The 13,074-nt window shown below is 54.7% G+C and carries 12 protein-coding genes; 8 read left to right on the forward strand and 4 right to left on the reverse strand.

Annotated features, from left to right (window positions below; all coding sequences use genetic code 11):
* Positions 1 to 181 precede the first annotated feature (181 nt).
* Both G556_RS0107750 and G556_RS11125 read left to right on the forward strand, forming a co-directional pair.
* Entirely contained in the window at positions 182 to 454 is a 273-nt protein-coding gene (locus G556_RS0107750) for a hypothetical protein (protein ID WP_162139770.1), read from the forward strand.
* Between the two features lie 82 nt (positions 455 to 536).
* Positions 537 to 1,478, forward strand: a complete 942-nt coding sequence (locus tag G556_RS11125; RefSeq protein ID WP_051176796.1) for a G5 domain-containing protein — start codon at positions 537 to 539, stop codon at positions 1,476 to 1,478.
* An 85-nt stretch (positions 1,479 to 1,563) separates the two neighbouring features.
* On the opposite strand, the gene G556_RS0107765 is transcribed toward G556_RS11125, so the two are convergent.
* The gene (locus G556_RS0107765) at positions 1,564 to 1,869 is read right to left on the reverse strand and encodes a hypothetical protein (RefSeq protein WP_028822362.1); all 306 of its coding nucleotides are present in this window, start codon (positions 1,867 to 1,869) and stop codon (positions 1,564 to 1,566) included.
* Positions 1,870 to 2,289: 420 nt separating this feature from the next.
* Positions 2,290 to 2,616, reverse strand: a complete 327-nt coding sequence (locus G556_RS0107775) for a hypothetical protein (protein ID WP_028822363.1) — start codon at positions 2,614 to 2,616, stop codon at positions 2,290 to 2,292.
* A gap of 186 nt (positions 2,617 to 2,802) precedes the next feature.
* On the opposite strand from G556_RS0107775, the gene G556_RS0107780 reads away from it, so the two are divergent.
* On the forward strand, positions 2,803 to 4,401 hold the full coding sequence (locus G556_RS0107780) for an ABC-F family ATP-binding cassette domain-containing protein (RefSeq protein ID WP_036916239.1): 1,599 nt from the start codon (positions 2,803 to 2,805) through the stop codon (positions 4,399 to 4,401).
* Position 4,402: 1 nt separating this feature from the next.
* Here G556_RS0107780 and G556_RS0107785 read toward each other — a convergent pair whose 3' ends face one another.
* Complete coding sequence (locus tag G556_RS0107785; protein ID WP_028822365.1) at positions 4,403 to 6,460, reverse strand: cation:proton antiporter; 2,058 nt, start codon at positions 6,458 to 6,460, stop codon at positions 4,403 to 4,405.
* A 390-nt stretch (positions 6,461 to 6,850) separates the two neighbouring features.
* On the opposite strand from G556_RS0107785, the gene G556_RS0107790 reads away from it, so the two are divergent.
* The 5 genes from G556_RS0107790 to fabI all read left to right on the forward strand — a co-directional run bounded on the left by G556_RS0107790 (position 6,851) and on the right by fabI (position 12,377).
* Positions 6,851 to 8,302 (forward strand): sodium/glutamate symporter, encoded by a 1,452-nt coding sequence (locus tag G556_RS0107790; RefSeq protein WP_028822366.1) that lies wholly within the window; start codon positions 6,851 to 6,853, stop codon positions 8,300 to 8,302.
* Positions 8,303 to 8,540: 238 nt separating this feature from the next.
* Positions 8,541 to 9,500, forward strand: coding sequence for a cysteine synthase A (gene cysK, locus G556_RS0107795; protein WP_028822367.1), 960 nt, complete (start codon positions 8,541 to 8,543; stop codon positions 9,498 to 9,500).
* 97 nt (positions 9,501 to 9,597) lie between these two features.
* Positions 9,598 to 10,800, forward strand: coding sequence for a dicarboxylate/amino acid:cation symporter (locus G556_RS0107800; protein ID WP_028822368.1), 1,203 nt, complete (start codon positions 9,598 to 9,600; stop codon positions 10,798 to 10,800).
* 86 nt (positions 10,801 to 10,886) lie between these two features.
* On the forward strand, positions 10,887 to 11,603 hold the full coding sequence (gene fabG / locus G556_RS0107805) for a 3-oxoacyl-[acyl-carrier-protein] reductase (protein WP_028822369.1): 717 nt from the start codon (positions 10,887 to 10,889) through the stop codon (positions 11,601 to 11,603).
* Positions 11,604 to 11,606: 3 nt separating this feature from the next.
* Positions 11,607 to 12,377, forward strand: coding sequence for an enoyl-ACP reductase FabI (gene fabI / locus G556_RS0107810; protein ID WP_028822370.1), 771 nt, complete (start codon positions 11,607 to 11,609; stop codon positions 12,375 to 12,377).
* Here the strand turns inward: fabI and G556_RS0107815 are convergent.
* The gene (locus G556_RS0107815) at positions 12,374 to 12,766 is read right to left on the reverse strand and encodes an Rv1486c family protein (RefSeq protein WP_155941787.1); all 393 of its coding nucleotides are present in this window, start codon (positions 12,764 to 12,766) and stop codon (positions 12,374 to 12,376) included. The genes fabI and G556_RS0107815 overlap by 4 nt on opposite strands.
* Positions 12,767 to 13,074: the final 308 nt, after the last annotated feature.

The raw sequence follows: 13,074 nt of genomic DNA on the forward strand, positions 1-13,074 counted from the left end.
TACCGCTTTTGTTTTTAGTCCGTTGTTTTGGTAGCTGGTAAAAGCTAGACTCCACACGTGGGCTACGCGTTCAACGCAAAGATTAGCGATTGCGCTCTTCAAGACAGGAATTACCGCTTAGAAAGAGTGCAAAGCTAACGAAAGGAATTGAGTAAAAATGACATCGCCGAAGAAAACACCGGTGTTGCTTCGTAGAATTGCGGCCACTCTGGTTGCGACTTTCTTGATGTTTGGTGGCTTCGTCGCAACAGCACCGAGCGCCCAAGCGCAGGAAGAGGCTTCCGACGTCGTGATCGGACTGCGTTGGAAGTACAACAACGACCGGCCTGGAGTGGCTTGCGATACCTCAAGGACAGCTGAGTCAGCCGGGCGGATCGCTTTTTTAGTTAGATTCGAAGGCACTAATAAAGCCACCGGGGAGAGAGGATTTCTACTCTCCTTACTTCACCCCTAAGATCAATTACTGCCAGGAACTTAAGCTCAACATTCCTAAAGAGGTTCCCAACTACGAACGCACTAAGACCTTCACAAACGTTGTGCCGAAACAGGTCGGATCGTACGTTGACGGAAAAAACTTTAAGAGCCTTGCGAAACCTGCCGCGACGTTTTATTCAGAAGACGGGGTTTATTGGATCAGTCTGACGCAGGCTGCGAATCTTGACGTTAATTCCACCAAACTTACTGGTGTTATTGCCCCCAAACACGAAGGAAGGCTTAAGGTTAAGACTTCCTTCGACATTCAAAAGAAGGGGGAAGAGCGCAAGCCGTACCTGTCGAGTAACAGAAAGTACGACCTTGAGGGCCTGTTCGACTTTAAAGACGCCATGAGCTTCTCGCTCGTGGAGTTGAAGGAAGGCCACGGTGAAGCCGGTTACAAGATTGCAAGTGAAGGTGGAGACAACTTCGAGACCTGGAATGAATATCAAGGAAAAAATAGGGATTACTACCTGAAGGCCGAATTCACCGATCCTGAGGTTGCCGGCGCCGAATACTATTCGCTAAACGTCACTGGCGATGATAAAGACGGTTGGAACATCGAGCTGGTCTCCAAGCTACAAAAAGCTGATTACGATGAGACGACACCGATCGCATTTAAGACGGAGCGTAGGGCAAATCCCAATATGGCTGCCGGTGAAGAAAAGGTTGTGCAGGAAGGTGCTGACGGCGCAACGATCGCCCCGATGACTAAGTACTTTTACGTGAACGCCGCGGGCCAGGAGCAGATCGTCGAGGAGCTCGCCGCTGGCGAGACTGTGACGACTCAGCCTACAACCCGCATCGTCGAGTACGGCACCAAGTCTGCTTCCGAAAATGGCAAGTCAGAAAAGACCGCGAAACCCGCCAAGAAAAAGAAAGCTAAGAAGACTGCTAAGCAGCTGCCGAAAACCGGTCAGATTGGCGGTGCGTTAGCTGCCGTTTCCGGCTTGGTTCTAGTGGCTAGTGTAGTCGCGGTGGCAGGACGGCGCCGTTCGCGATAGCTTAGGCGCAGGTGTGAGCTAATCTGCTTTCTTAAAAGTTTATTGGCCAATTCCTCCGACTGCTTAATACGGTAAAGACGTTGTCTCAAAGAGAGGCAGCGTCTTTATCTTTATCGCTAAACGGTTGAACTAGCTGATGCTCTAAGCGGCCTTGAGGTTGGCGATCAACTGGTTTCGATGCTGCCGTGGTGCTAGAGGTCGTGAAGAGGAAATCATCGTCAGTGCCTGAATACCAGATATAGACCAACTCATCTTGGCTCGCTTTGCCATGCAACTTATTCCAATTGGTTTTGTCGAAGGCGATCCCGTCAACGTTGTATTCGTTACCTGTATTCAAGCCGCCGATTGTGAGGTCTGCGCCGGCAGCGAAGAAAACGGTCTTGGCTTGCACCAACTCCTGTCGTGATAAAAGTCAGATTTATGGTTAGGGCGAATTGTTGATCTTTCGAGACAAAATTCGCCTGGTTCCCAAGGTCTATTGGTGCTCCTATGCCGTTGCTGTAGCCGCTAGGCAAACACCGAGTAATTTGGAGATCTCGGACAAAGCCTTGACTGGCTAGCGACGGTGGTTTTTTACGCTTTGAATGGCGCTGACGACGAGATTTTCGACATGGTTATTGCAGTACCTGCAGGAAAACTTAGGTTTGAAGTCCTGACGCAGACGCTAGCCAAGTTCCGATAAATAGTTCCTTTATTTTCTTTGCGACTCGATATCTCGAGACAAAAAGACGGTTGTTTCGGCAGCAAACTTTACAGCTAGGAAACGAGCCGCTCGAGACGGTTAACGCTCGGACGGCTCCTTCTTGGCCCGTTAGTGGCTGTACAGCTTATTGACATTCCTGCGGCGAGACGTCGCGGCAGCCGCTAGCATGGCCACTGGAATGGCTATCCAGACACCGCCAGCGATATCGTCGCTGGCTTTCGCGCCTGGTGAGTAACCCGCATCCTTTGCCGCCTCGGTGTTGCTTACCGTCTGATCCTTGGCAGCGACATAGGCCTGCGTATCAGAAACCGCCTTGTCGGCGGCGGTCTTTTCCGCCTGCTTGTCGGCAAGCTTCTTCTCGGCTGCCTGGAGCTCTGCCGCCGCCTGTATCGACGGGACGTTCAGGGCACGCACGACGGTTTGGCTTTGACTCACTGTTTGCCGTCGACTGGTTTGCTGACCACAAAATGAGCACCCAAAGTCACCTTAGCAAGGACACTTTTTGAAAGATGAGAGGGGGACCAATTGGCAACAAGTACAGAATTTAGCCGGCTAAGAGCGCATTCTGGTTTTTCTCGTAGGTGCGATATCATTTTTGCGGCTTAGACAACAGGGGTGAGTGTGCTTTCAGCGAACAATCTTGAGGTGCGTATCGGTGCCCGACTTTTGCTGGAGCCTACCTCTTTCCGGATCAACCCCGGCGACAAAATCGGTTTCGTAGGCCGCAATGGTGCCGGTAAGACCACCACGATGCGTATTCTTGCCGGGGAGGGGCTGCCATCCGGCGGCAAAGTGTCTCGCTCGGGCACGATCGGCTATCTTCCGCAAGATCCTCGCGAGGCCGACATGGAGATGACTGCCCGTTCTAGAATTCTTTCGGCCCGAAATATTGAGGGTCTAGTGGCGCGGCTTCGTAAATTCGAGAAGCTGATCGCCGAGACAGAAGGTGATGAGCAATCCGACGCCATGGAGCGTTACGCCCGTGCAGACGCAGAATTAGCGTCGGTGGGTGGCTACGCGGCAGAGGCCGAGGCGGCAAAGATCACCGCTAACCTCGGGCTGCCTGACAGGGTTTTGTCTCAGCCGCTGCATGAGCTTTCGGGCGGCCAGCGTAGACGCGTGGAACTAGCTCGAATCCTGTTCTCGCAAGCCGATACGCTGCTGCTCGACGAACCCACGAACCACCTGGACGCCGACTCCATCGGTTGGCTGCGCGAGCACCTGAAGGCCTATCCGGGTGGCATTTTGATGATCTCTCACGACGTCTCCTTGCTGGGCGAACTTGCGAACAAGGTCTACCATCTGGATGCCAATCGTTCCTGCCTGGATCAGTACTCGATGGACTGGGAACATTACTTGTCCCAGCGCGCTACTGATGAAAAACGACGCAAGCGCGAGAGAGAAAACGCGCAGCGCAAGGCAGCGGCACTCAAGGAACAAGCTGCCCACTTGGGAGCGAAGTCGACGAAGGCCGTTGCAGCCCAAAACATGGCGAAGCGTGCCGACAAGCTGCTCGCATCTGTCGAGCCTGAAAGGGCCAAAGACAAGGTCGCGAAGATCAAGTTCCCCGAACCCGCCCACTGCGGCAGAACCCCTCTTATGGGCAAGGACCTAACCAAGTTCTACGGTTCGCTGGAGGTATTTACCGGCGTCGATATCGCGATCGACAAAGGGTCACGAGTCGTCATTCTAGGTTTGAATGGTGCCGGTAAAACAACGCTGCTTCGGTTGCTGACGAAGATCGAAGAGCCGGACATCGGAGAAGTCATATACGGTCACGGTCTAAAACTCGGCTATTTCGCGCAGGAACACGATCTGCTTAATCCCGAAGAGAGCGTGCTCGAGAACATGATGCGCGCCGCAACCGAGATGAATGAGACCGACGCCCGCAAGGTACTCGGCTCCTTCTTATTTACCGGCGACGACGATCACAAGCCAGCGTGTGTGTTGTCCGGCGGCGAGAAGACTCGGTTGGCTTTGGCCTGTTTAGTTGTCAGCTCGGCAAACGTTTTGTTGCTTGATGAGCCGACCAATAACCTGGACCCCGCAAGCCGCGAAGAAGTTCTAAACGCAATCCGCGCGTACCAGGGCGCCATGGTTCTCGTCACGCATGATAGGGGAGCCGTCGAGGCGCTGAATCCGGACAAGGTGATCGTCCTTCCCGACGGTTCTGAGGATCTGTGGAGCGAATATTACGCCGAACTCATTGAGCTTTCATAGGCTAGTGCGAGCTGTAGTCTGACAGATTCATCTGCAGGAGATAGATTTCATCGCGCAGTTCGGCAGCCTCCGCCCTAGTTATCAGGTCGTCCTCAAGAAGCTGCTGAACACAGCCCAACTCCAGCCGAAGAGCCTCGGCCTCCATCAGGTCGAGCTGCTCGGCAAGAGTGCGGCGCGCCCTAATCCCTACTTTTGCCGGCTGGTGGCCCTTGTCGGAGACGGCCTCATCGTCCTGCGCCGAGCGCTGCAACATTGCGAGCAGCCTCTGGTTGTCGCCCAAAAGATAGTCGATCGCCTCGTGTGGAATCTGCGGCTTCGGTTCAAGGCTATTCAGGTAATCGACAGAACGACGGCTGAGCGCGATTCGGGCGTCCCGAAGCTGGTGGGGTGTCGTCACCTCGTCGTGCTGGCTTCGGGCCGCACGGATCTCCTTTAGAGCGTGAACGATTCGCATCCAGACCCTGCGTAGCCCGATTCGAGAGGAGTATTTGTGGTTTGCGACCTGGATCAGCCGGTCTATAGTCTGGCCGATCGATTCGAAAACAACGTTGCTGATCTTGCCCTGCGCCGGCAGGTCGGATAGCCATTCGCGTTGTTTAAGCAACAAATTCAGGCGCAGCCTGCGAATCGCGGCGTCAAAATCCTTGCTCATGGTCAGCTCGGCTATCTCGTGGTTATAGCGGCCGATCAGCATCGAGACCGCCATCGGGTAGCGAGTGCCGAAATTGGCGTTGAGTGCCTCGACCAGATTACTCAAGACCATCGTCCGAACCTGGTTCGTTCGCTCTTGGCTCTGGCCCTTCGATTCGGCGGGCGAGAGCACAGGCAGCAGGAAGTTCGCCAGCAGCAGCGTGCAGAGAATTGTGCCCGACGCCAGGAAAATCAGCTCGTCGCGTATCGGTACTCCCGCGTCGTTGGTCAGCGTAACGGGCAAGGTCATCGCAATCGACAAGGTGACGGCGCCCTTCGGCCCGCCGAGCGTCGTCGTCAAGGCACCCTTCAACAGCTGCCTGTAGTTGTGGACTCCCAGTAGCCGCCCAATGCGCATCATGTGCCAATCGAGAATCAAAACCCACACGAAGCGAAGCGTCACAACTATTGCTGTCAGCACCAACACCAGACCCGCCAGCGATAGCTGGTTTGTCGCGTCCTCCCAGGAATGGGTGAAGACGCTTGGCAGATGTGAGCCCAGGAAGACGAAGACTATGCCGTTTAAGATGAAGGCGATAACTTCCCAAACACCGTGGGATACCAGCGAAACCCGGGCAGTATAGGCGGTTGCCCTGTTCGGGGCTAAAGCGATCATCAAACCTGCCGCGACTACGGCGAGGATGCCAGAGACGCCGATCCCCTCGGCGAGCAGGAATATGACGAACGGGGTCAATATCTCGAAAGTGACGTGAAAGACCGTCGACTCAAGACCGATGCCCCTGACGCCGCGCAGTATCGAGAGCACCACTACGCCCATCACCACGCCGAACAGCAGCCCGCCGCCGAACGAAGCCGCGAATGCTCCCGCAGCGTTCGCCACCGAGAAGATGCCTGTCACGGCCGCCCCGACCGCGAATTGAAACGACACGATGCCAGAGGCGTCGTTAATCAGGGCCTCGCCAGAAAGTAACGCGGTTTGGCGTTCTGTGAGTTTTGTGCTTTTTGACAGCGCTGAGACCGCGACCGCGTCAGTCGGGCCCAGCGCGGCCCCGAGGGCGAGCCCGGCTGCGAGAGGGATGGACGGCGATATCCAGTTGAGCGCGAAGCCAACCGCGAAGACGCTTGCCACCACCAGGCCGATAGCCAGGGAAAGGATGCCCACGATATTTCGCATCAGCGCTCGCTTGGAAACCCGTCGGGACTCGTCGTAAAGCAGCGGAGCGATGAATATCACCAAAAACAGGTGCGAGTCGATGGTCATTTGGAAGGGCTCCCCGATAACCAGGGCGCCGACTACTCCCATGGCTATCTGGACGAGCGGCAGCGACAGCCTAGACAATAGCTGGTCGAGAATTGACGAGACCAAAACTATGGTGAATAGAACCAATATCAACTCAAACGCGTGCATGGTGGCCTTTCACGGTGATCGATGAACCCAGCCGATATTTTATTGCATCAAAACTCGTAAATACGGGTTAGTCTGGGGCTTGCCAATCTTGTAAGACGCTGGTTGGATCGTTCTCTTAGTCTTCGCGGAGTCGAGCTATCTGCTGCGGTAAGGGTTTCGAATCCTGCTCGTTTTGGACATATGAAACCGCGTTGTTCAACCTCTGCCAGAATGTTCCGGGACAGTTGATTTTTAAGAATATAATCATGCTGTTGATTTGGGACGGCAGTTCCTAAAATCGCATTCTTGTCAGTCGCGAAGTGTACGACGATAATTGACGTTTCGAACTCAGAAATCTTTTGATCGCGCCACGCGTCTGCCGCTTGGCTTGAGGAACTTTAAGGAGAACGAATGACCGAAACCTATACTGCCTGGACGGCATTGGTGGATCTCGGATTCATTGGGCTTTTGCTCTCGATAGGCGTTTTTCTTCGAGCCAGAATTCGTTTCCTACAGAATATGCTCGTGCCGGCAAGCGTCATCGCCGGACTGCTCGGTCTACTCTTGGGGCCAAACGTGCTCGGAGCTATAGCCCGAGAACATGGCTGGAAGATCGGCAGCCTGCAGTTCAACGGCATTCCGCTTTCTTCTCAGGTTTCGACTTATTCGTCAATCTTGATCGTGGTCGTATTCGCCTGCATGGCTTTAACGGATGACTTCGACGTCCGCAAGATCAACCGCTCCGTAGCGGGATTCGCCACTTACGGTGTCCTCATGTATTCGCTCCAGGTCGCGGTCGGCATGGGTCTTTGCCTTCTGGTCTTGAAACCACTTTTTGATTCTCCGGATTCGATCGGTCTGATGCTGTTCACCGGTTGGGCGGGTGGCTTCGGAACTGCTGCCGCGGTCGGCGACGTATTCAACGAGGCTGGTGATCCCGGCATGGCTTCTATCGCCTTCTCCTCTGCGACGGTGGGCTTGCTCGCGGGCGTTATCGGCGGAATTATCATCGCTAATATCGGTGCTCGTCGCGGTCAGGTCGAGGCCTTCAAGGGCATGGATTCGTTGCCGCGAGACATCAGGACGGGCATCCTCGACCAGACGGAGACCCGACCAGCAATAGGCACCCACACCTTCTCCGGTGGGACGGTTGAGTCTTTGACGTTCAATGTTGGCGTCATCTCGATTGCTTGCCTGTGCGCTTACGGCATCAATCAAGTCTTGAAGATGTGGCTGCCCGACATCAGCTTCCCGCTTTTCTCCATCTCTTTCGTGGTGGGCATCGTCATGCGGCTTGTGATGAACTCCACGAAGAGCTCTCACCTAATTGATACTGATTCGCTGCGCTCTATTTCTGGCATGGCTACCGACATCCTCGTCGTCTGCGGCATTGCATCCATCGAGCCTGCATTCGTTAAAGACCACGTCGGCGCACTGGGCGTTCTTTTCTTGGTTGGTTTGTTGCTTTGCGTATTCCTAGGTTTCGTTGTTGCGCCACGAATGATGGGAGACGGCTGGTTCGAGCGTCAGATATTCACCTGGGGCTGGGCTACTGGAGCTGTTTCAACCGGATTGGCTCTGTTGCGAATCGTCGACCCTAAGCTCAAGTCGGGAACTATCGAACAGTTCGGTTACGCCTATATCCCCGTGGTGCCGGTTGAGATCGCCGCGGTATCGTTCGCCCCAATGTTGGTGTTGGCTTCTGCAAGCTGGGCGGTCGTGGGAGTCTGGGGAGGACTAGCTGTCATAGCAATCTTCGTCGGTATCTGGCTCAGCAGGCATGGATCCAAGAAGTCAGCTCCGCTCGGCCATGTAGCAACCCTCGGCGGTAGTTTCGTCGGTGGTAAGAACGAGTTCGATTAGTGCAACCTTCATTTGGGTGTTAGGGAAGCGTTTGCTAGCGTAAAAGACATGTTGAAGTTCGGATTCATTCGTCGCCACGTTGACTTTGGTCGCGTGAAGTCGATGATGTGTTGCGACTGCATGCGCTAGTAAGCGCTTCTCTTTTTATCTTTCTTATTTTTCTGTTTTTAAAAATTCAGGCTTTTTGCCTGTTGTTTCGCACACCCAAAAACGACTTTTTATACTCTAAGGATTTTCAATGACTTTTTACACAGACGCATCTCAAATCGTTGGCAAGACCCCCCTGCTCGTTGCGAAGAAGTACGCAGAAAAGGTCGGGGCTAATGCAGAGATCTTGACCAAGGTCGAGTCTTTCAACCCCGCTGGTTCTGTCAAAGACCGCATCGCGCTGGCCATGATCGAGGACGCCGAGAAGCGCGGCGTACTTAAGCCTGGCGCGCACATCGTTGAGCCGACCAGCGGTAACACCGGAATCGGTATCGCAGCTATCGGCACCGCGAAGGGTTACAAGGTGACCATCGTTTTGCCGGCCTCTCTGTCCGTGGAGCGCCGCGCCCTGATCCAGTCTTACGGCGCTGAGCTGCTGCTGACCCCCGGGTCGAAGGCCATCAAGGGAGCAATCGCTTACGTTGACGAGTGGAAGAAGCGCGACGATTCCATCGTCGTTCTCGGCCAGTTCACCAACCCTGCCAACCCGCGTGTTCACTACGAGACCACAGGTCCAGAGATCTGGGAGGACGCTGAGGGCAAGGTCGACGCCTTCGTCGCTGGCATCGGTACCGGCGGCACACTGACCGGCGTTGGACGTTACCTGAAGGAAAAGAACCCAAACGCTTACATCGTTGGCGTTGAGCCCGAGACGAGCGCCATTCTCAATGGCGGCAAGCCTGGCCCGCACGCGATCCAGGGCATCGGCGCCGGATTCTCTCCAGAAACCCTCGACAACTCCGTTTACGACGAAGTGCTGGACATCTCGGATTCTGACTCCATCGAGCAAGCCCGGATCTTCGGCCAGAGCGAGGGTCTCTTCGTAGGTATTTCTTCTGGCGCCGCTCTGCAGGCCGCCCGCGTGCTAGCTGCGCGTGAGGAGTTCGCAGGCAAGCGTATCGCCGTTGTCCTTCCCGACTCCGGCGACCGCTACCTATCCACCAAGCTCGGTGAATTCGCTCAGGCCGAGGAAGTCGATACCGAAAATTAATAGATAAACATCGATATAAGGCCCGGCTTCGGCCGGGCCTTTAACCATATTGTGGTCATAAATTTTCGGTATAACGAATAATCAATATGCTACAAGCGTGGAGAAAAAGAAATTTAGCCTGGGCCTGCTCCCCAGGATCTTGCTAGCAATTATTCTCGGCGTCGCCGTAGGTATGTTCCTGCCTTCCGAGATCGTTCGAGTTTTCGTTACCTTCAACTCGATATTTGGTAACTTCTTAAACTTTTTGATTCCGCTGATAATCGTTGGCCTGATCACTCCCGGTATCTCGGAGCTTGGGAAAGCTGCGGGGAAGTGGCTCGCCGTTACAGCTTTGATCGCTTACGGTTCTACGATTTTTGCAGGATTCATGGCCTTTGGGTCGTCCATGGCCGTGTTGCCTAGGTTGCTCAGCGGCAAGCACATTCAGGCGGTTGATAATCCTGAAGACTCCATGCTTCAGCCATACTTCACTATCGAGATGCCTCCGCTTCTATCCGTCATGACGGCTTTGGTGCTGGCCTTCGTCGTCGGCGTGGGGATTACTCGAATCAAGAGTGATGCCCTCTTCAAGGGATTTGTTGAGCTACGCGACATCGTGATCGCCGTGATCGAGAAGATCATTATTCCGCTGTTGCCGCTCTATATATTCGGCATCTTCTTGAATATGACCAATTCGGGACAAGCCTTCGAGGTCATCATAACGTTCCTCGGAGTGGTTATCTTTGTCTTCATTCTGACGGTAATCCTGCTGCTGATCCAGTACGGAGTTGCCGGCATCGTCTCACACAAGAATCCGCTCAAGATGCTCAAAACCATGCTTCCGGCATACATGACTGCGCTAGGCACCTCTTCGTCCGCTGCGACCATTCCGGTCACTCTTCGTCAGGCCAGGAAGATGGGCGTGAGCGAGGCCGTTTCTGCATTCACGATTCCGCTGTTCGCAACGATCCACCTAGCCGGTTCGACGGTAAAGATCACGTCGTTTGCTATCGCCGTGATCATGCTTTCGGGCGGCATGATTTCGCCTCACTTAATGGTCGGGTTCATTCTGATGCTCGGAATCACCATGGTTGCGGCTCCTGGCGTACCGGGCGGTGCAATCATGACTGCGGCTGGACTCCTGGCGAGCATGCTCGGCTTCAACGAGGCTCAGGTCGGTCTGATGATCGCCACTTACATCGCAATCGATTCGTTCGGAACCGCTACGAACGTCACAGGCGACGGCGCCCTATCGATAATCACCGATGTACTGGTAGCTAGGAGCGAACGCAAGAATGCTAAGGAACAGCAAGCCAGCTAGTTTTTGCGATACCTGACAATAAAGAGCTTTGCTTTTTAGCGGATAACCGACGAGCAAGTGATCAACCAAACAGATAGGTTTGTTCTGTGAACGAAAAAACTTCTCGGGTTGCCGTCGTTACCGGCGGCAGCCGCGGTATTGGTAAGACAATCTGTGAAAAGCTGCTTGGCGAGGGTTACAAGGTGGCAAGCCTTTCCGGCAGCGGTAAGGCTCCGGAAGGTGCCCTCGGAGTAGCCTGCGATATCACCAATCAAGACGCCGTAGACGAGGCCTTCAAGAAGGTGGCTGACGAGCTCGGTCCGGTTGAAGTGCTAGTCGCTAATGCCGGCATCACGGAAGACGGCCTTGCGTTGAGAATGAACGAAGACTCTTGGCAGAAAGTCATCGAGGTCAATCTGACTGGTGTTTATCGATGCGTCAAGGCAGTCCTACGAACCATGATGAGGGCTCGGTTCGGCCGCATCGTATTGATGGGTTCGGTGGTCGGGCTCATGGGGTCACCCGGACAGCTGAACTACGCCGCTTCTAAAGCAGGCCTGATCGGCATGGCGCGCAGCCTGTCCAGGGAGGTTGGTTCACGGGGCATCACTATTAATGTTGTCGCTCCCGGGTTTATCGAGACTGACATGACCGACGTTCTTCCCGATGACGTCAAGGCTGATTACAACAAGAGGATTCCTGTGGGCAGGATGGGCACCACCGAAGACGTCGCAAATGCCGTCAAATTCCTGGTCGCGGATGAGCAAAGCTACATCACCGGAGCGGTAATTCCCGTCGATGGTGGCATTGGAATGGGGCACTAAAAAATGATTCTTGAAGGCAAAAAGATTCTGGTAACCGGCGTCACGCTGGACACCTCGATCGCCTACGCGGTGGCGGATTTCGCCACTCAGCAGGGCGCCCAGGTGATCGTGACTAACATTCCGCGTGCGGTTAGCCTGACCAAGCGTGTTGTGAAACACATTGATCCAACGCCCGAGGTTCTTGCCCTCGACGTCAACGACGATGAAGCGATGGCGAGACTTCCAGGCCAGCTTCGTGAAAACGGCTTTGATCACCTGGACGGCATCGTCCACTCCATAGCCTATGCCAACCCCGAGAGGGCTCTTGGCGGCGCATTCTTAAGCACCCAGTGGGAGGATGTGGCTGTTGCTCTGCAGACTTCCGCGTTCTCGCTTAAGTCGCTGACCATGTCTCTTCGTGAACTTCTGGGGTCTGGGTCATCCATCGTCGGTTTGACCTTTGACAACTCGCTTAGCTGGCCGTCGTACGACTGGATGGGTGTTGCGAAGTCCGCTTTGGAGTCGACCAGCCGCTATCTAGCTCGTTACCTTGGCCCGGATAACATTCGCTGCAACCTGGTGGCTGCAGGCCCAATCGACACGATCGCTAAGAAGGCGATTCCCGGGGAAGTTGACTTCAACAAGGTTTGGGCGGAGCGTGCACCCCTCGGCTGGGACGCTAAGGACGCCTACCCGGTTGGAAAAGCTGTTTGCGCACTGCTCTCCGATCTTTTCCTGGCAACCACCGGTCAAATGATTCACGTGGACGGCGGTCTTTCGTCCACCGGAGCCTAACCTTTCGGCCAGCTTGCCGAGGCGCTGATAGCGTCAAGGCAGGCGGCTCTAAGGCTTCTTAACTGTTTCTCGCGCGCCAGCACGTTTTCAGTCGTTAGCGCGCGAGAAGTCGCCTTTAGCCCCTCGTCTGCAACTTTTAGCAGAAACATTGCGCGGTCCAGCAGCCGTTGGCAGCGCGTGTTATACGCTTCGCCTAGATGCACAGAAAGGGCCTCGTCGGGGCGTGTCCCAGCCGGGTTGTCGATTGCTGCCAGCTTAGCCCCGATGGCTATAACTGCCTCCGAAAGGTTCCTGGATGCCTCGGCCGGTGAAATCGGGTACGTCGGGCGTTGCGCCTCTACGAGTAGCCATTGCATGGCAGGGCCGATCGGTTTCGGAAGCCACGCCATTTTCCCGCTTGCTTCGACTACTAGCGCTCCCGTTTCCATAGCTTGAATCAATGATTCCGAGGCCGAACGAAAGCCGCCATGTCGTCCTGGTGTCGGGGTGAGCAAAAACCACGGCCCAAGTCCTTGGTTCTCTGCCTTAGATAGCACCAGCCTGATGGGGATTAATTTTTCAGTTTCTAGCCCGCAAATTCCGTTCGGATCTGACACATGATGCGGCTGACCTGAACTAGTCCTGTCCATCAATCGAAGTCGTGCCTCCGCAACTGCAGCATCGACTTCTCCAAAATGAAGTGAATTGAGGACGCTTG

The organism is Propionimicrobium lymphophilum DSM 4903 (assembly GCF_000423485.1).
GTDB classification, from domain to species: Bacteria; Actinomycetota; Actinomycetes; order Propionibacteriales; family Propionibacteriaceae; genus Propionimicrobium; species Propionimicrobium lymphophilum.